The sequence below is a fragment of the Kribbella sp. NPDC050281 genome, from assembly GCF_040655855.1.
In the GTDB taxonomy this organism is placed as follows: domain Bacteria; phylum Actinomycetota; class Actinomycetes; order Propionibacteriales; family Kribbellaceae; genus Kribbella.
The window spans coordinates 152,285-168,420 of record NZ_JBFAKS010000004.1; the positions used below are offsets into that span (position 1 = coordinate 152,285).

At 68.9% G+C, this 16,136-nt stretch carries 15 protein-coding genes; 10 read left to right on the forward strand and 5 right to left on the reverse strand.

The window, feature by feature from the left end:
• Positions 1 to 2: 2 nt before the first annotated feature.
• The 4 genes from AB0I34_RS06535 to AB0I34_RS06550 form a co-directional block, all read right to left on the reverse strand.
• The gene (locus AB0I34_RS06535; RefSeq protein WP_360440448.1) at positions 3 to 1,235 is read right to left on the reverse strand and encodes a DUF6596 domain-containing protein; all 1,233 of its coding nucleotides are present in this window, start codon (positions 1,233 to 1,235) and stop codon (positions 3 to 5) included.
• An 11-nt stretch (positions 1,236 to 1,246) separates the two neighbouring features.
• Positions 1,247 to 1,594, reverse strand: coding sequence for a YciI family protein (locus AB0I34_RS06540; protein ID WP_131355674.1), 348 nt, complete (start codon positions 1,592 to 1,594; stop codon positions 1,247 to 1,249).
• 82 nt (positions 1,595 to 1,676) lie between these two features.
• Positions 1,677 to 2,423, reverse strand: coding sequence for a maleylpyruvate isomerase family mycothiol-dependent enzyme (locus tag AB0I34_RS06545; RefSeq protein ID WP_360440451.1), 747 nt, complete (start codon positions 2,421 to 2,423; stop codon positions 1,677 to 1,679).
• A gap of 31 nt (positions 2,424 to 2,454) precedes the next feature.
• Positions 2,455 to 2,901, reverse strand: coding sequence for a DUF4231 domain-containing protein (locus AB0I34_RS06550; RefSeq protein WP_360440454.1), 447 nt, complete (start codon positions 2,899 to 2,901; stop codon positions 2,455 to 2,457).
• Between the two features lie 32 nt (positions 2,902 to 2,933).
• On the opposite strand from AB0I34_RS06550, the gene AB0I34_RS06555 reads away from it, so the two are divergent.
• From AB0I34_RS06555 to AB0I34_RS06590, 8 genes are all read left to right on the forward strand, one after another.
• The gene (locus tag AB0I34_RS06555) at positions 2,934 to 3,437 is read left to right on the forward strand and encodes a MarR family transcriptional regulator (protein WP_360440457.1); all 504 of its coding nucleotides are present in this window, start codon (positions 2,934 to 2,936) and stop codon (positions 3,435 to 3,437) included.
• A gap of 173 nt (positions 3,438 to 3,610) precedes the next feature.
• Complete coding sequence (locus AB0I34_RS06560) at positions 3,611 to 5,206, forward strand: ABC transporter substrate-binding protein (protein ID WP_360440460.1); 1,596 nt, start codon at positions 3,611 to 3,613, stop codon at positions 5,204 to 5,206.
• Positions 5,206 to 6,582, forward strand: a complete 1,377-nt coding sequence (locus AB0I34_RS06565; RefSeq protein ID WP_360440463.1) for a M14 family zinc carboxypeptidase — start codon at positions 5,206 to 5,208, stop codon at positions 6,580 to 6,582. Before AB0I34_RS06560 ends, AB0I34_RS06565 begins: the two co-directional genes overlap by 1 nt.
• Positions 6,582 to 7,508, forward strand: a complete 927-nt coding sequence (locus tag AB0I34_RS06570) for an ABC transporter permease (protein WP_360440466.1) — start codon at positions 6,582 to 6,584, stop codon at positions 7,506 to 7,508. Before AB0I34_RS06565 ends, AB0I34_RS06570 begins: the two co-directional genes overlap by 1 nt.
• Positions 7,501 to 8,394: an ABC transporter permease gene (locus tag AB0I34_RS06575; protein ID WP_360440469.1), complete on the forward strand. Its 894-nt coding sequence runs from the start codon at positions 7,501 to 7,503 to the stop codon at positions 8,392 to 8,394. Before AB0I34_RS06570 ends, AB0I34_RS06575 begins: the two co-directional genes overlap by 8 nt.
• Positions 8,395 to 9,858, forward strand: coding sequence for a serine hydrolase domain-containing protein (locus tag AB0I34_RS06580; protein ID WP_360440472.1), 1,464 nt, complete (start codon positions 8,395 to 8,397; stop codon positions 9,856 to 9,858).
• The gene (locus AB0I34_RS06585; protein WP_360440475.1) at positions 9,855 to 10,373 is read left to right on the forward strand and encodes a MarR family transcriptional regulator; all 519 of its coding nucleotides are present in this window, start codon (positions 9,855 to 9,857) and stop codon (positions 10,371 to 10,373) included. The genes AB0I34_RS06580 and AB0I34_RS06585 overlap by 4 nt, the downstream gene beginning before the upstream one ends.
• On the forward strand, positions 10,370 to 12,004 hold the full coding sequence (locus AB0I34_RS06590; RefSeq protein ID WP_360440478.1) for an ABC transporter ATP-binding protein: 1,635 nt from the start codon (positions 10,370 to 10,372) through the stop codon (positions 12,002 to 12,004). The genes AB0I34_RS06585 and AB0I34_RS06590 overlap by 4 nt, the downstream gene beginning before the upstream one ends.
• Positions 12,005 to 12,016: 12 nt before the next feature.
• Here AB0I34_RS06590 and AB0I34_RS06595 read toward each other — a convergent pair whose 3' ends face one another.
• A complete protein-coding gene (locus tag AB0I34_RS06595) occupies positions 12,017 to 12,580 on the reverse strand; it encodes a hypothetical protein (RefSeq protein ID WP_360440481.1) in 564 nt (187 codons plus the stop codon).
• A gap of 117 nt (positions 12,581 to 12,697) precedes the next feature.
• On the opposite strand from AB0I34_RS06595, the gene AB0I34_RS06600 reads away from it, so the two are divergent.
• Together AB0I34_RS06600 and AB0I34_RS06605 are read left to right on the forward strand one after the other, a co-directional pair.
• Positions 12,698 to 14,371, forward strand: coding sequence for a methylmalonyl-CoA mutase family protein (locus AB0I34_RS06600; protein ID WP_360440484.1), 1,674 nt, complete (start codon positions 12,698 to 12,700; stop codon positions 14,369 to 14,371).
• Positions 14,292 to 16,112, forward strand: a complete 1,821-nt coding sequence (locus tag AB0I34_RS06605) for an NAD-binding protein (RefSeq protein ID WP_360440487.1) — start codon at positions 14,292 to 14,294, stop codon at positions 16,110 to 16,112. Before AB0I34_RS06600 ends, AB0I34_RS06605 begins: the two co-directional genes overlap by 80 nt.
• Positions 16,113 to 16,136: the final 24 nt, after the last annotated feature.

Below are 16,136 nucleotides of genomic sequence, written 5' to 3' on the forward strand. Positions count from 1 at the left end.
GATCAGTCCGCCGCGGCTCGGAAGAGTTCGAGGCGACGCTCGCGATGGCGTCGTTCGGCGTCGGTCGACGAACCTGCCAGCGCCTTGGTGAGTTCCTCGACTGCTTCGTCGTACCGGTGGTCGCGAGCCAATAGCTCGGCGCGGACGGCGTGCCCGCGTGGGCTGGGCGTGAGCTCGCTGAGTAAGGCGAGGCCCGCTGTGGGGCCTTGTGCTTCGGCGGCCGCGACCGCGCGGCCCAGGTCGGCTGCCGGGCTGGGCGCGACCGACACGAGGAGCTCGTACAGGCGGAGGATCTCCGTCCAGTCCGTGGTGTCGTAGTTGGGTGCGCGGGCGTGCTCGGCCGCGATGGCGGCCTGGAGTTGGTAGGCATCGGCCTGCTGGTTCGAGCGCAGGAGCGAGTCGTTGAGAAGGTCGATCCCGCGGGCGATCGCGGCGTTGTCCCAGCGGCCGCGGTCTTGCTGGTCGAGTGTGACGACCTCACCCTCGGCGTCCAGGCGGGCAGGCCGGCGTGCCTCGGTGAGCAGCAGCAGTGCGAGTACGGCGGTCGGCATCGGCTGCTCGGGCAGCAGCTCGTGCAGGAGCTCCGCCAATCTGATCGCCTCCGCGCAGACGTCGACGTCGTACGCCGTCTGGCCTTCGACCGGAGCGTGGCCGGACGTGTAGAGGCTGTGGACCACGCCGCAGACTGCGGGCAGGCGCTCGGGGAGTTCGGCCTCCGGCGGCACCCGGTACGGGATACGGGCCGCGGCGATCTTCTGCCGCGCCCGGGTCAGGCGCTTCGCGGTCGCGACCTCGGTGGTGAGCATGACGCCGGCTATCTGCGTGGGCGACAGCCCGCACAAGGTGCGCAAGGCCAACGCGACCCGGGTCGGCGGTGAGAGCGCAGGGTGGCAGCAGGTGAAGATCAGCCGCAGGAGGTCGTCCTGGACGACCTCGGCCGGGACGATGTCGGTGCGGCCGAGCTCGATCAGCTGGGTGCTGTCACGTTCTTTGTCGGCGCGCGCCCGTTCGCGCCGGATGATGTCGATCGCCTTGCGCCGGGCGGTCACCGTCAGCCAGGCGCGCGGCTCGGGCGGTACGCCGGTCACCGGCCAGGCGCCGAGGGCCGCCAGGGTGGCCTCCTGGACGGCGTCCTCGGCGAGTTGCACGTCGCCGACGGTCCGGATCAGCGTCGCGAGGATGCGTGTCCCCTCGACCCGGACCGTCTCGGCCACCGCGTCGTGCCCTGGCTCCATCGCCGGAGTCTTCAGCGGGCCCGGATCACCGGGCGCACCTCGACCGCGCCGTTCCAGGCCGACGGGATCTGCTGGGCGATCGCGATCGCCGCCTCCAGGTCCTCGGCCTCGACCAGGTAGTAGCCGGTCAGTGCTTCCTTCGTCTCGGCGTACGGCCCGTCGGTGGTGACGACCTTCCCGCCGCGAGCGCCCTCCACCCGTACGACGGTCGCCGTACTGGTCGGATGGAGCACCGCGCTGGCCGTGATCAGGCCGGCGTTCTCGTCCTGGAACCGCCGGTACTCCGCGAGCTCCTCGGCCTGCTCAGGTGCGAACCAGTCCACGTCCGCGCTGTAAACGAGCGCCAGGTACTGCGCCATCAGCCCACTCCTTTCCGTGCTTCAGGATCCACTGTGGTCCCTCGGCAAGTGAACGAACAGCAACCCGCGAACAGGACATCCGTCAGCGAGTGGCCTCCGCGACCCGCGCACGGAACTCCTGTACGACGCTCGCGTCGCCGGCGGTCTGGATCGCGGAAGCGTCGGCACGGCCCCACAACCACAGGAACACCGCGTCGGGTGAACCGAAGATCTCGGCGGCCGCGTCGCCCTGGGCGCCCTGCTGCACGGTGACGCTGGTGCTGTCCGCGCTGATCGTCCAGGTGCGGCCCTCGGCGGTGATCCGAACGGTCGCGTCGAGTGGGTGAGCGGTGTCGCCCTCCTCCCACCACGGTCCACCGAGGTTCGGGAACAGCAATTCGTCGATACCGTCGAGCGCCAGGTCGGCGGCGATCGGTGTGACCACGTCATGCGCCTGCTCGACGTCGATCCGGTGCACGACACTCTCCAGCGCCATCCGCCGGTACCAGAACCCCGAGGTGGCGTCGTCCGGATTGAACGTCCAGGTCTCCAGCGACGTACCGGCCTTCTCCAACGCGGCCTCGATCGCGGCGAGCGCCTCGTCGTACCACTCGAACGTGTCCCGTGCGTCGAAGTCCGGCGGCCACGGGTCGGGCAGCGCGCCGAGCCGCAGCACCTCCACCTTGTGCACATACACCATCGCCACATGCCGCAGTACGGACTCCACGGTCCACCCCGGACAGCTGGGCACGGGCGCTTCCAGCCCCATCCGCCCGACTTCCCCCAGCCGAGCACCCTCACTCCGCACGTGCCCCAGATAGAACTCGGCCCGCTCCGTCGACAACGTCATACCCGGACCCTCCCAGACCCCATAGACACTTTCAGACGCTCCGTTGCTTGAGTGCTTCTTCCCAGTCGGCTGTCTCGGTGTGGCTGATCTCCACCACACGTTCGGTCAGCAGTTTGGCCGGATCCTCGGCGGTTGCGTACCGGCCGGCCCGCTGGACGTACAACCAGGCTTCGTTCCGAAGGTCCTCGGCGGTCCGGCGGTAGGTCGGATACGAGTCCTTGAACCCGAAGAGCGTCCGGATCCCCTCGGCCAGCGCGATCAGGGCGCCGAGCGACGGAGCGAGCCAGATGGGTGCGCTGATCGCGACCGAGATCGCGACGAACAGCGCCGCGACGAGCTGGACGGTGCCCAGCCCTCGGTACGCGACCCGGGCTTGGTTGGCTTGGTGGTGATACCAGCGGAAGCGGAGGCTGATCAACTGCTCCGCGGGCGCGTCGGTGCCGAGCGCCGGGAAGTCCGAATGTCTGAGTCTGGCCATGGTGTGCCTAGTGTCCAGCTAACCTTCGGCTCATGGCGAGGAAGAGGGCGTTGCCGTTCGATCCGATCGACGAGGCGTCGCGGCAGTGGGGGCGGCGCTGGGGTGCGGTCGAGCAGATGCGGGCCGTCACGTCGCTGATGCGGGCGCAGCAGATCGTCATCGGGGAACTGGACGACATCCTTCGCAAGCACGGACTGACGTTCGCGCGGTTCGAGGCGCTGGTGCTGCTCACGTTCTCGCGGCGCGGCTCGCTGCCGCTGGGGAAGATGGGGGAGCGGCTGCAGGTCCACCCGACGTCGGTCACGTCGATCGTCCGCCGGCTGGAGGCGGCCGGGCTGGTGACCCGGACCCCACACCCGGACGACGGCCGGGCGGTGCTGTGCGAGATCACTCAGGACGGCCGGGACCTGGTCGAGCGGGCCACCGCAGACCTCGTCGCCGCCGACTTCGCCCTCAGCGGACTCAGCGACGAGCAGCTCAAGATGCTCTGGTCGGTGCTCGAACCGCTCCGCCACAACGCCGGCGACTTCAGCTGATCGACGCTTGAACCCTGCCTCAACCAGGCCTTTCCCAGTGTTACGTCCGCGCTAAGAGTTCATTTCCTACTGAAACTTCCCAAGTTTCCCTATTGCGCTACAAGCTCAGGGCCTCCAGGATCGGGGGAACACAGTCGGCCCGCCCTGCGGCCGCGGAAGTAGCTGGAGGACCCATGAAACGCCGTGCTGTCCGGGTGACCGCCGTCCTGCTCGCCGGCGCCCTCACGCTGTCAGGCTGTTCCGGCGGCGGTTCCGCCTCCCCGGCCGACGGAGTCAGGTCGGTCTCGTACGCCGTCGACGACCCGGTCACGCTGAACCCGGGCCGTCAGACCATCGCCTTCGCGCAGGACAAGGTGCTGTTCTCCGCGCTCACCTACATGAAGAGCGACGGCAGCCTCACCTGCCTGAACGCCGAGTCGGTGAAGTCGACCGACGCCGTGCACTGGACCGTCAAGCTGCGCCCGGGCTGGACCTTCCACAACGGCGAGAAGGTCACCGCGGAGAGCTACGTGAAGGCGTGGAACACGGTCGCCTACGGCCCGAACGCCTGGGAGAACAGCGGCCAACTGGTCAACATCGCCGGGTACGACGCCCTCAACCCGGCCAAGGGCACGCCGAAGACCAAGGAGCTGTCCGGCCTCAAGGTGGTCGACGAGCTCACCTTCACGGTCACGCTGAAGAGCCCCGACGGGCAGTTCCCGACCCAGTTGTCGCAGGCACAGACCGGGTTCTTCCCGATGCCCGAGGCGGCGTACAAGGATCTCGACGCCTACGGCAAGAAGCCGATCGGCAACGGGCCGTTCGAGATGGACGGCAGCTACACCGAGAACGAGCCGATGACGGTCAAGGCGTACGCCGACTACCAGGGCCCGAAGCCGAGCATCGACGAGATCGTGTTCAAGCCGTACACCGACATGACCACGGCCTACACCGACGTCCAGGCCGGCAACACCGACATCATCTTCGTCCCGGCGGCCCGGATGGCTCAGGTGAAGAAGGACTTCGGCGACCGTGCGTACGTCTTCGAGGGCCTCGGCATGAACTACCTCGGACTGCCGCTGTGGGACAAGCGCTATGCCGATGTCCGGGTGCGCGAAGCGATCTCGATGGCGATCGACCGCCAGGCTGTCAGCAACGTGATCTACGGCGGCATCTGGACGCCCGCCACCGCGCTGACCCCGCCGGGCGAGCCGGGTACGCCGAAGGACCTCTGCGGTGAGCTGTGCACGTTCAACCCCACCAAGGCCAAGCAGTTGCTGGCCGAGGCGGGCGGCTTCAGCGGCAAGATGGAGATCCGCTACCCGGGTGGTGCCGGGCTCGACGACCTCTACAACGCCTACGCCAACCAGCTCCGGCAGAACCTCGGTATCAAGGACGTCACCGCGACGCCCACCACCGACTTCCCGGAGTTCCAGAAGCTGCGCAACGAGAAGAAGCTGAGCGGCCCGTACTTCTCCCGCTGGGGCGCCCTCTACGCCAGCCAGCAGAACACGCTGCGGTCCTTCTACACCAAGGCCGGCGGCTGCGTGAACTGCATCCCCTACTACACCCCGCAGGTGGAGCAGTTGCTGGCCAAGGCGGACGCGCAGGTCGATCCGCAGAAGGCGATCGAGGGGTACGTCGACGTCCAGAAGGCGATCATCAAGGACTTCCCGGCCCCGCCGATGTTCTTCGAGAAGTACACCTACGCCACCTCGGACCGGATCGCCAAGCTGGCCGAGGGCGCGGGCAGCCTGGAACTCGAGAACACCACCCTGGCGGATAGTTGATGACAGCAACCAACCCGAGCCCGCTCCGGGAGATCCTGGAGCGGGCCCACCGCGTGCCCGACCTGGACCACTTCCCGGGCGTCGACGAGATCACCGAGCGCCTCGACGAGTTGGCCGGCCGTCACCCGGACCTGGTCACCAGTCGCAGGATCGGTACGTCGCGCCTCGGCGACCCGATCACGATGTACTCGATCGGCACCGGCCCCGACGAGGCGCTCGTGTACGCCGGGGTGCACCCGAACGAACCGATCGGCTTCTGGACCGCGATCCGGCTGGCCGAGGATCTCTGCGCAGACGAGGACCTCCGCGGCGGCTGCCGCTGGAACATCATCGGCTGCATCGACCCCGACGGCACCCGCCTCAACGAGGGCTGGTTCGACGGTCCGTTCAACCGGGTGAACTGCCTCGAGCACTTCTACCGCCCGGCCCCGGCCGAGCAGGTCGAGTGGTCGTTCCCGTTCCAGTACAAGAACGCGTACTTCGACCAGGTGATGCCCGAGGCGTTCGCCCTGATGCGGGTGATCGACGAGCTCGAGCCGGTGGTCGCCGTCTCGCTGCACAACACCGAGGTCGGCGGCGTGTACTACTACGTCACCCGTGAGCTCGGCGGCTTCGTCGACGAGTTGCACGCGATCACCGCGTCGTTCGGGCTGCCACTCGATCTCGGTGAGCCCGAGACTCCGGTCGCGCGGCCGCTCGGTCCCGCGGTCTACGAGATGATCTCGGCCAAGGCGACGTACGACTACACCGAGAGCCTCGGGCTGACGCCGTACTCGTCGTCGGGTGGGTCGTCGGCGGAGTACGCCGAGCGGCACGGGACGGTCAGCCTGGTCGCCGAGCTGCCGTACTGGACGCATCCCGCGAACGACGACCAGACGCCGAGCGACGCGTCGTACCGCGACGTGCTGGCCCGGATGGCCGATGCCCTCGGCAAGGATCTCGACGCGATGATCGAGATCTTCGACGCGGCCCGCCCCTACCTGTCCGACGACTCGCAACTGGTCCGGGCGACCGACGCCTTCCTCCCGTATCTGGCCAAGCGGCCGGAACGCGACCGGCTCCGGGCGAAGAAGGAGGACCCCGCGCGGATGGCGACGGTCGCGGAGGCCTTCGGGCTGACCGATGTGCACCGGTCGTTCCGGCTGAGGTTCGGCGGCATGCTGCTGCGCTCGCTCGAGGGCGAGATCGCGCGCGGGAGTGCGGCCGCCGTACTGCACCCACTGAGCCGGCGGATGCGTGAGCTCTACCGGGAGTGGCAGGCCGAGGCCGCCGCCCTCGACCAGGAGCTGCGGACCGTCCCGATCAAGGACCTCGTCGGAGTCCAGTACGCCGCCACCCTCGCGCTACTGAAGGCCGTACGGCGAGAGGCGGGCTGATGCTGCGCTTCACCGTCCGACGGGTGATCGAACTCGTGCTGGTGTTCTTCGGCGTCACGTTCGCCATCTACGCGGCCGTGTTCGCGCTGCCCGGCGACCCGATCTCCAGCCTGGGGGGCGATCAGCCGCTGTCCCCGGCGGTGGTCGAGCGGATCCGCGAGCTCTACCACCTGAACGATCCGCTGTGGTCGCAGTACCTGCGCTATCTCGGTCATCTGCTGACCGGCGACCTGGGTGTCGACTTCCGCGGCCGGTCGGTGGCGGAGCGGCTGGCGACGCGGTGGCCGGTGACGATCCGGCTCGCGCTGACCGCGTGGGTGATCCAGGTCGTGGTCGGCGTCGGCCTCGGCTTGATCGCCGGGCTGCGGAAGAACACCTGGATCGATCGCGGCGTACTGATCCTGACGATCCTGATCACCTCGGTGCCGATCTTCGTGATGGCGGTGACCGCGCAACTGGTGTTCGGCGTGAAGCTGTCGCTGCTGCCGATCGCCGGGGTGACCGACGGCTGGCCGTTGTCGTACTTGCTACCGGCGACCGTGCTGGCGCTGTACGGGCTGGCTGCGGTGGCCCGGCTGACCCGGGGGAGCGTGGTCGACACGATGAGTTCGGACTTCGTCCGGGCGCTGTGGGCCAAGGGCCTGACCCGGCGCCGGGTGGTCGGCATCCACGTACTGCGGAACTCGTCGATCCCGGTGCTGACCTATCTGGCGATCGACCTGGGCGCGTTGCTCGGCGGTGCTGTGGTCACCGAGGGGATCTTCAACCTGCCCGGCGTCGGTCAGTTGCTGTTCCAGTCGATCCGGGTGCATGAGGGACCGACCGTCGTCGGCATCGCGACAGCGCTGATCCTGATCTTCCTGCTCACCAGCGTGGTCGTCGATCTGCTCAACTCGCTGCTCGACCCGAGGATCCGCCATGACTGACCAGGTGCTGGCGCAGACGGTCGAGGAGGACACCCTCGCCGGGCGCGGGGTCTGGGCGACCGTCCGGCGCCGCGTGTTGTTCTGGCTGCCGTTGACCGTGCTCGCCGTACTCCTGCTGCTCGCTCTGTTCCCGGGGTGGGTCGGCGGATGGTTCGGCACCCCGGATCCGCGTGCGTGCGACATCTCGGCGAGTGCTCGCCCGTCGTCGCACGGGCATCCGTTCGGTCAGGACCTGCAGGGCTGCGACGTGTACGCGAACGTCGTCCACGGCGCTCGCGCGTCGCTGGCGGTCGGCCTGATGTGCACACTGGTCGCGCTCGTCATCGCCGTCGGAGTCGGCACCATCGCCGGGTACGTCGGTGGTTGGGCCGACTCGGTGCTGGCCCGGCTGACCGATGTCTTCCTCGGATTCCCGTTCCTGCTCGGGGCGATCGTCGTACTGAACAGTCTCGGCAAGCGGTCGGTCCTGTCGGTCGCGCTCGTGCTCGCGTTGTTCTCCTGGCCGGCGCTGGCCCGGATGGTGCGTACGACGGTCCGCGCGACCCGGGACGCGGAGTACGTGCAAGCAGCGAAGGCCATGGGGTTCCCGACCAGCCGCATTCTCAGTCACTATGTGTTGCCGAACTCGATCGGTCCGGTGCTCGCGGTCGCCACCCTGACCGTCGGGGGCGTGATCGTCGCGGAGTCGACGCTGACGTTCCTCGGCCTCGGCCTGCGGGCGCCGTCGATCTCGTGGGGCCTGCAACTCGCCACCGCGCAGTCCAGGTTCCAGCAGGCACCGCACACCTTGATCTACCCGGGCATCTTCCTCGCCGCGACCGTACTGAGCCTGATCACCCTCGGCGACGTACTCCGCGACGCGGTCAACCCGAAGGGACGCTCCTGAATGACCACCCACGACAGAACGGACGCCGCCTTGTCCTCGTATGACCTCACCACCGCTCGTGAAGCCGCTCCCGCGATCGAGAGCTGGCTGGAGTACCAGCGCCGCTACCTGCGAACGCCGGGAGTCCAGGCGGCGATCCGGGTCGGTGACGAGATCGTCCTGTCGACCGCCCTCGGGAACAGTGACGAGGTGGCCGGGACGCCGCTGCGGACCGACCATCTGTTCCGGATCGCGTCGCACTCGAAGACCTTCACCGCGACCTCGATCCTGCAGATGGTCGAGCAGGGCAAGGTCCGCCTCGACGACCCGATCGAGGCGCACGTCCCCGAGCTGGCGGGCAGTGCGCTGGCGCCGGTCACCGTGCGCGAGCTGCTCGGCCACCAGGGCGGCGTGATCCGCGACGGCGTCGACAAGGACTACTGGCAGCTGATGGATCCGTTCCCGGACCGCAAGGCGCTGGTGGAGCTGTGCCTGAGCCACGGCCAGGTGTTCGAGCCGAACGAGCACTTCAAGTACACGAACATCGGCTACTCGCTGCTCGGCCTGGTGATCGAGTCCGCGAGCGGGCTCTCGTACGGCGATTACGTCGCCGCCAACATCACCGGTCGGCTCGGCCTGGCGAACACCGGCGCCGAGTGGGATCAAGAGCGGGCCAGTGAGTACGCCGGTGGTCACACCGGGCTGCTGGACGGCTCCGACGTACGCGAGACGATCCCGCACGTCGACACCCGGGCGATGGCCGCGGCCACCGGCTTCTACTCGACCGCCGAGGACCTCACGTCGTACGGCGCCGCGCACTTCTTCGGAGCGGATCAGCTGCTGACCGACGCGAGCAAGCGGCTGCTGCAGCGTGACGAGAGCCTGGTCAACGCGCACGGCCGCGAGATCGGCCGGTACGGGCTGGGCCTGGACATCGTGAAGGTCGGCGACCGCCGGCTGGTCGGCCACAGCGGTGGGTATCCGGGCCACATCACCCGGACCTTCATCGATCCCGTCGACCAGATCGTCGTATCGGTGCTCACCAACTGCATCGGCGGCCCGGCCGGCATCCTCGCGACCGGCGTGGTCAAGCTGCTCGACCTGGCGGCCAATGCTCCCGCCGGCTCCGCGGTGCCGAGCGACATCGACGGGCGCCGGTTCTGCGGCAACTTCGCGAACCTGATGGGCGTGATGAGCATCGCGCTGCTGGGTGGCCGGCTGGTCGCGTTCTTCACGGCCGCGCCGGACCCGGTCGACAGCTACGAGGAGCTCCGGGTCATCGACGAGAACACGCTGGCCGTCGTACCGGCGGCCGGGTTCGGGTCGATCGGCGAGAAGGTGGAGTTCACCTGGGACGCGGACGGACAGCCCGAGGTCGTCCGGTACGGCGGGAGCTCGCGGTGGCCAGTCGAGGTGTTCCGGGCGCGCCGGTCGGCGCAGATCGCGGACGCCGAGGTGCACGTTGAGGCCAGGAGGTCGTCATGACGGATGACAAGCCGGTCGACGACGAGGCCTGGGAGGAGGACCCGCGCCGCGCGGAGTTCGTCGAGCAGTTCGCCCTGCTCAGAGAGCTGGCCGGCTCGCCGCGGATGGAAGGCCGGGTGCTCGGCTACCTGATGATCAGCAACAAGCCGTTCGTCTCCTCGGCCGAGCTGGCCCGGGCGCTGTCGGCCAGCGCGGGCTCGATCTCGAGTACGACGCGGCGGCTGATCGATCTCGGTTTCGTCGCGCGGCACGCTGTCCCCGGAGATCGCAGTCACTACTTCAAGGTCGACGACGACATCTGGGGCAGCTTCCTGGCCGGTGAGCGGCGGTCGCTGGGCAAGCAGCGACAACTCTTCGATCACATGCTGACCGAGCTGCCCGACGGGATGCCTGGTCCGCGCAAGCGGCTGCGGAATGCGCGCAACTACTTCGAGTGGCTGACGGCGTACCACCGCAAGATGCTGGCGGACTGGGAAGAGTACCGGGACAAGTTGGACGCTGAGGAGGGACGGTGACCGGCGACATCCTGCGGTTCGAGGACCTGACCGTCGACTTCACCGTCGGCGGTACGACGCACCGCGCGGTGGACCAGGTGAGTTTCGCGGTCCGGCCGGGCGAGGTACTCGCGGTCGTGGGGGAGTCCGGATCGGGCAAGAGCGTCACCTCGCTGGCGGCGCTCGGGCTGCTGCCGTCCAACGCGGCGGTCGGCGGTCGGATCAGCTTCGGCGGCGATGACGTGTTGTCGATGTCACGGGCCGAGCTGGCGACGTTGCGCGGCCGCCGGATCGCGATGATCTTCCAGGATCCGGTCGGCGCGCTGGACCCGGTGTTCACGATCGGGTCGCAGCTGATCGAGATGATCCGGGCGCATCAGCCGGCGCTGTCTCGCGGGCAGGCCCGCGAGCGGGCGATCGAGCTGCTCCGGATGGTCGAGATCCCCCAGCCCGAGTCGCGGTTGAAGTACTACCCGCACCAGCTGTCCGGCGGTCAGTGCCAACGGGTGATGATCGCGATCGCGGTCGCCTGTGACCCCGAGCTGCTGATCGCGGACGAGCCGACCACCGCGCTGGATGTGACCGTGCAGCAGGAGGTGCTCGACGTACTGCTCGCGATGCGGTCGGAGATCTCCGGGGCGATCATGATCATCACGCACGACATGGGCGTGGTCGCGGACGTGGCCGACCGGGTCGTTGTCATGCGCAAGGGGTCGGTGGTCGAGACGGCCGACGTACATGAGCTGTTCGACCGGCCGACCGAGCCGTACACGCGGGCGCTGCTCGACGCGGTGCCGCGCGGTGGTCTGCGCGACGACAAGCCGTCCGGACCGACGGACGGTACGCCGGCTCTGTCGGTCGAGGATCTCGTGGTCGAGTACCGCGGCCGGCGCGGCAAGACGGTCCTTGCGGTGGATCATGTGAACCTCGCGCTCAACCCCGGCGAGATCACCGGTCTGGTGGGCGAGTCCGGGTCGGGGAAGTCGACCATCGGGAAGTCCGTGCTCGGTCTCGCGCCGATCACCTCGGGCGAGGTCCGGGTCGACGGGCAGGCGCTCACCACCGCGTCCTCCTCGGTCGTGCGTCAGACCCGGTCCCGGATCGGCGTGGTGTTCCAGAACCCGGCCGGCTCACTGAACCCGCGCGCCACAATCGGTCAGTCCATCGGCGAACCGCTCGCCGTACATCGCGGCGTACGGGGTGCTGAGCTGCGTGGACGGGTCGAGGAGCTGCTGGACAGCGTCGAGCTGCCGCGCGGATGGGCCGGGCGGTATCCGCACGAGCTGTCGGGCGGTCAGCGGCAGCGCGTGTCGATCGCGAGGGCGATCTCGCTCGATCCCGGCCTGCTGATCGCGGACGAGCCCACGTCGGCACTCGACGTGTCGGTACAGGCGACGGTGCTCGAGCTGCTCCGGTCCCTGCAGGACCGGCTGCGTTTCGCCTGCTTGTTCATCAGCCACGACCTCGCGGTGGTCGATCAGGTCTGCGACCGTGTGGCCGTGATGAGCCACGGCAAGCTGGTCGAACAGGGCACCCGCGAAGCGGTCCTGCGCGCACCCCAGGACCCGTACACGATCCGCCTGCTGGAAGCGGCGCCCGTCCCGGATCCCCGCGAACAGGCCCACCGCCGCTCCCTACGCCTGGCCGGCTAGCACCGGCGATGCCTACTCGTGGTCGGGCTCGGCTTCGGCACGTTCCTCCGCGGTGGGTGGAGGCGGCTGCTGTCGCGCGTAGTCGTGCCAGTACGCCGCCGTACCGCTCGTCACCTTGATGACCCGGTCGGGCTCGGGCGGCGCAGGCCAGAACTGCAAGAGGTAGTGGTCGACGAGCGGCTCGCCGTCGAGCGTGGTGTCGGTCTCGTGGCCGGCGTCCATGCCGGTTCCGCAGTACCGCACCCGGTAGTCGGTTTCGGCCAGGTCCAGCGGCTCCTGCCACTCGCCGGCCCACCCGACGAGCGCGGTGGTCGCGCCGACCGGCGTGTACGACGCCTCGACGATCTCCTCCCAGGCGTCGTCGACCGGTGGTTCGGAGTCGTGCAGCTCGACCGAGACGCCGACGTCGCCGGTGTGCAGGCCGGTGATCAGGAACAGCGCCCCGGGCACCGCCGCACCACACAGCCCGTTCTGCTGGCCGGCGAAGGACGCGCCCAGATCCGACACGAACTCATGGCTCTGGACGTACAGCTGGGCGTAGTGCACCCCGACCGGTCCGGTCGTCAAAGTCCGCACGGAATCCCTCCCCAGGTCCTGGCGCGCATCATCTCGCCGGAGCGGGGTCAGTCCGGGGAATTGGAAATAGTTGGACGTCCTAGTATTTTGGGACCAGTCCCCTAGGAGGTCTGACTGATGGATGCCGAGCAGATCGCGGCCGGCCGGAGCCGGTGGCAGCAGCGGTACGACGCGGCGCGCAAGCGGGAGGCGGATTTCACCACGCTCTCCGGCACCGAGGTCGCGCCGGTGTACGGACCTCCCGAGGGTGTCGACGACCCCCGGATGGAGCGGATCGGCTGGCCGGGGGAGTTCCCGTTCACCCGTGGCCTGTACCCGACCGGCTACCGCGGCCGCACCTGGACGATCCGCCAGTTCGCCGGCTTCGGCAACGCCGAGCAGACCAACGAGCGGTACAAGATGATCCTGAACGGTGGTGGCGGCGGCCTGTCCGTCGCGTTCGACATGCCGACGCTGATGGGCCGCGACTCCGACGACGCGAAGGCGCTCGGCGAGGTCGGGCACTGCGGTGTCGCGATCGACTCGGCCGCCGACATGGACCGGCTGTTCAAGGACATCCCGCTGCAGGACGTCACGACCTCGATGACGATCTCCGGCCCCGCCGTACCGGCGTTCGTGATGTACCTGGTCTCCGCCGAGCGGCAGGGCGCGGACATCACCAAGCTCAACGGGACGCTGCAGACCGACATCTTCAAGGAGTACATCGCGCAGAAGGAGTGGCTGTTCCCACCGGAACCGCACCTACGCCTGATCGGTGACCTGATGGAGTACTGCGCAGAGCGCATCCCGGCGTACAAGCCGCTCAGCGTCTCCGGCTACCACATCCGCGAGGCCGGTTCGACGGCCGGGCAGGAGCTGGCGTACACGCTGGCCGACGGGTTCGGGTACGTCGAGCTCGGGCTGTCCCGCGGACTCGACATCGACGTGTTCGCGCCGGGCCTGTCGTTCTTCTTCGACAGCCACCTGGACTTCTTCGAGGAGATCGCGAAGTTCCGCGCGGCCCGACGGATCTGGGCGCGCTGGCTGCGCGATGTGTACGGCGCTCGCACCGACAAGGCCCTGTCGCTGCGGTTCCACACCCAGACCGCCGGGGTGTCGCTGACGGCCCAGCAGCCGTACAACAACGTCGTACGGACGGCTGTCGAGGCGTTGGCGGCCATCCTCGGCGGGACGAACTCGCTGCACACCAACGCGTTGGACGAGACGCTCGCGCTGCCGAGCGAGGAGTCGGCCGAGATCGCGCTGCGCACGCAGTCGGTGCTGATGGAGGAGGTCGGCGTCACCAACGTCGCCGACCCGCTCGGCGGATCCTGGTTCGTCGAGGCGCTCACCGACAAGATCGAGGCCGAGGCCGAGGAGATCTTCGCGCGGATCAAGGAGATGAGCCCGGACGGCTCGATGACCGGCGGCATCCTGCGCGGGATCGAGGACGGCTGGTTCATGGGCGAGATCGCCGACGCCGCCTTCGAGTACCAGCAGAAGCTGGAGAAGGGCGAGAAGAAGATCGTCGGCGTGAACACGCTGACGGACACCGTCTCCGGCGAGCTGGAGATCCTCCGGGTCAGCCACGAGGTCGAGGTCGAGCAGTGCCGGGTGCTCGCGGAACGCAAGTCGCACCGTGACGAGGACCGCGTCCGGCGTACGCTAACGGCTCTGGTGGAGGCGGCCAGGAGTACTGGCAACCTGATCGAGCCCATGCTGGAGGCGGCGCGTGCGGAGGCCACGATGGGGGAAATCTGTCACGTTCTTCGGGACGAGTGGGGCGAGTACCGAGAGCCCGCCCGCTTCTGACGAGAGTTCCTCCTCCGACTCGGGCCCGGCGGAACCCGGCGGACTGGGATCGCAGGCCCGGGAGGCGATCGGCCCGGCGGACGGGCGTGGTGTGGTCGTGTGTGGCTCGGACCGCACCATGCTGCGGGTCGTCACCGAGCTGGTGAGCTCCGGCGAGCGGGTGATCGCGGTCGTCAACCCGGCGTCGCGGCACTACGACCGGATCGGTGAGCTCGGAGCGCAGGTGATGGGTGTCCGGGTCATCAGCGAGTCGCTGCTGCGTCGGGCCGGGGTCGACGCTCAGGACGGCAACGCCTCGACCGCGCGGGCCCTGGTGCTGTTGGACACTGACGATGTCCGCAATGTGCACACCGCGCTGACCGCCCGCGACATGGATCCCGATCTGCGCATCATCGTGCAGATGGTGAACCCGCGACTGGGCAAGCAGTTGCACAGCCTGCTCGGCGACTGCGTGGTGATCTCCGGACCGTCGCTGGCCGCGCCCGCGTTCGTCTCCGACGCGCTCGAGGACGACGAGCTCACCTGGCTCGAGATCGGTGGCCGGCGGCTGGTGGCCGGTCAGGCCGACCTGATCCGGCAACCGCATCTGACCGTGCTCGCCGACACAACGTCGTCCGCGACGCCGGAACTGCTGCCGACCTCGAGCTCCGATCCGAGCGGTGACATCGTGCTCGGCACCGGCATCCGCAGCGTCTGGCGGACCAGAGACGTACGGCGGGCCGGCTGGCTGATGGCGGCCGGCGACATCTTCGACCGGCGGGTACGGCGGATCGCCGCGGTGATGGCGTTGCTCGTGGTCGCCGGGACTGTGCTGACGCATTTCATCGCGAAGGTCGAGTGGTTGCGGGCTGTCTATCTTGCCGCTGGTGCGGTGACGTCGGCGGGGATCGAGGACGACACGTTCTCCGAGGCGGCGCCGTGGGCGAAGGTCGCGGCCGTCGTGGTCCAGTTGACCGGCATCGTGCTGGTGGCGCTGCTGACCGCGGTCATCGTCGACTCGCTGATCGGTGCGCGACTGTCGCGGGTGATCGGTGGGGTCCGCGGGCGGCCGCGCAATCATGTGGTCGTGTGCGGCCTCGGGACGGTCGGCGCGCGAGTGCTGGAGATCCTGGCCGAGCGGGGCGTGGCGGTCGTCGGCGTCGAGCATGACGAGGACGCGCCCGGCGTACAGACCGCGCATCGGTTGCGGATCCCGGTGGTGATCGGTGACAGCAGCAACGAGGAGACCCTGCGGTCGGCCGGGGTGCAGCGATGCCTGTCCGTGCTCGCGCTCACCGACGGCGACATCACGAATCTGGAATCGGCGATGGTCGTCCGCGACCTGAACCCGGACGCCCGGATCACGATGCGGATGTTCGACCACGACCTGGCGCAGCGGGTCGAGCGCCGGCTCGGGCTCGGCCACAGCCGGTCGGTGTCGATGCTGGTCGCCCCGGCGATCGCCGCGGCCGCCGCGAACCGGCGCAGCCAGGTGACGGTCCCCGCCGGTCGCCGGGTTCTGCTGCTCACCGAGGTCACCGTCGAGCCGGGCTCGGTCGCCGTCGGCCTGCGCCTGGGCGAGCTCGACGAGGAAGGCGGATTGCGCGTGCTCGCGCGCCAGGACGATGGTCCGTGGGACTGGAAACCGGCGTCCGGCAAACTGCTCCGAGGCGGTGACCGGCTCGCCGTCGCGGGCACCCGGAGTGGGCTGGCCAGACTGCTGCTGGCGACCCGGGCACGACACGGTTCCACCGCGTCGTAGAGGATGGACCTGTGAACGTACGCA

Excerpts from the sequence above, each read along its gene's own strand:
- AB0I34_RS06580 (WP_360440472.1), top strand. The coding sequence starts at position 8,395 with ATGACCACCCACGACAGAACGGACGCCGCCTTGTCCTCGTATGACCTC.
- AB0I34_RS06565 (WP_360440463.1), top strand. The coding sequence starts at position 5,206 with ATGACAGCAACCAACCCGAGCCCGCTCCGGGAGATCCTGGAGCGGGCC.
- AB0I34_RS06570 (WP_360440466.1), top strand. The coding sequence starts at position 6,582 with ATGCTGCGCTTCACCGTCCGACGGGTGATCGAACTCGTGCTGGTGTTC.
- AB0I34_RS06560 (WP_360440460.1), top strand. The coding sequence starts at position 3,611 with ATGAAACGCCGTGCTGTCCGGGTGACCGCCGTCCTGCTCGCCGGCGCC.
- AB0I34_RS06550 (WP_360440454.1), bottom strand. The coding sequence starts at position 2,901 with ATGGCCAGACTCAGACATTCGGACTTCCCGGCGCTCGGCACCGACGCG.
- AB0I34_RS06540 (WP_131355674.1), bottom strand. The coding sequence starts at position 1,594 with ATGGCGCAGTACCTGGCGCTCGTTTACAGCGCGGACGTGGACTGGTTC.
- AB0I34_RS06575 (WP_360440469.1), top strand. The coding sequence starts at position 7,501 with ATGACTGACCAGGTGCTGGCGCAGACGGTCGAGGAGGACACCCTCGCC.
- AB0I34_RS06545 (WP_360440451.1), bottom strand. The coding sequence starts at position 2,423 with ATGACGTTGTCGACGGAGCGGGCCGAGTTCTATCTGGGGCACGTGCGG.
- AB0I34_RS06600 (WP_360440484.1), top strand. The coding sequence starts at position 12,698 with ATGGATGCCGAGCAGATCGCGGCCGGCCGGAGCCGGTGGCAGCAGCGG.
- AB0I34_RS06585 (WP_360440475.1), top strand. The coding sequence starts at position 9,855 with ATGACGGATGACAAGCCGGTCGACGACGAGGCCTGGGAGGAGGACCCG.
- AB0I34_RS06555 (WP_360440457.1), top strand. The coding sequence starts at position 2,934 with ATGGCGAGGAAGAGGGCGTTGCCGTTCGATCCGATCGACGAGGCGTCG.
- AB0I34_RS06535 (WP_360440448.1), bottom strand. The coding sequence starts at position 1,235 with ATGGAGCCAGGGCACGACGCGGTGGCCGAGACGGTCCGGGTCGAGGGG.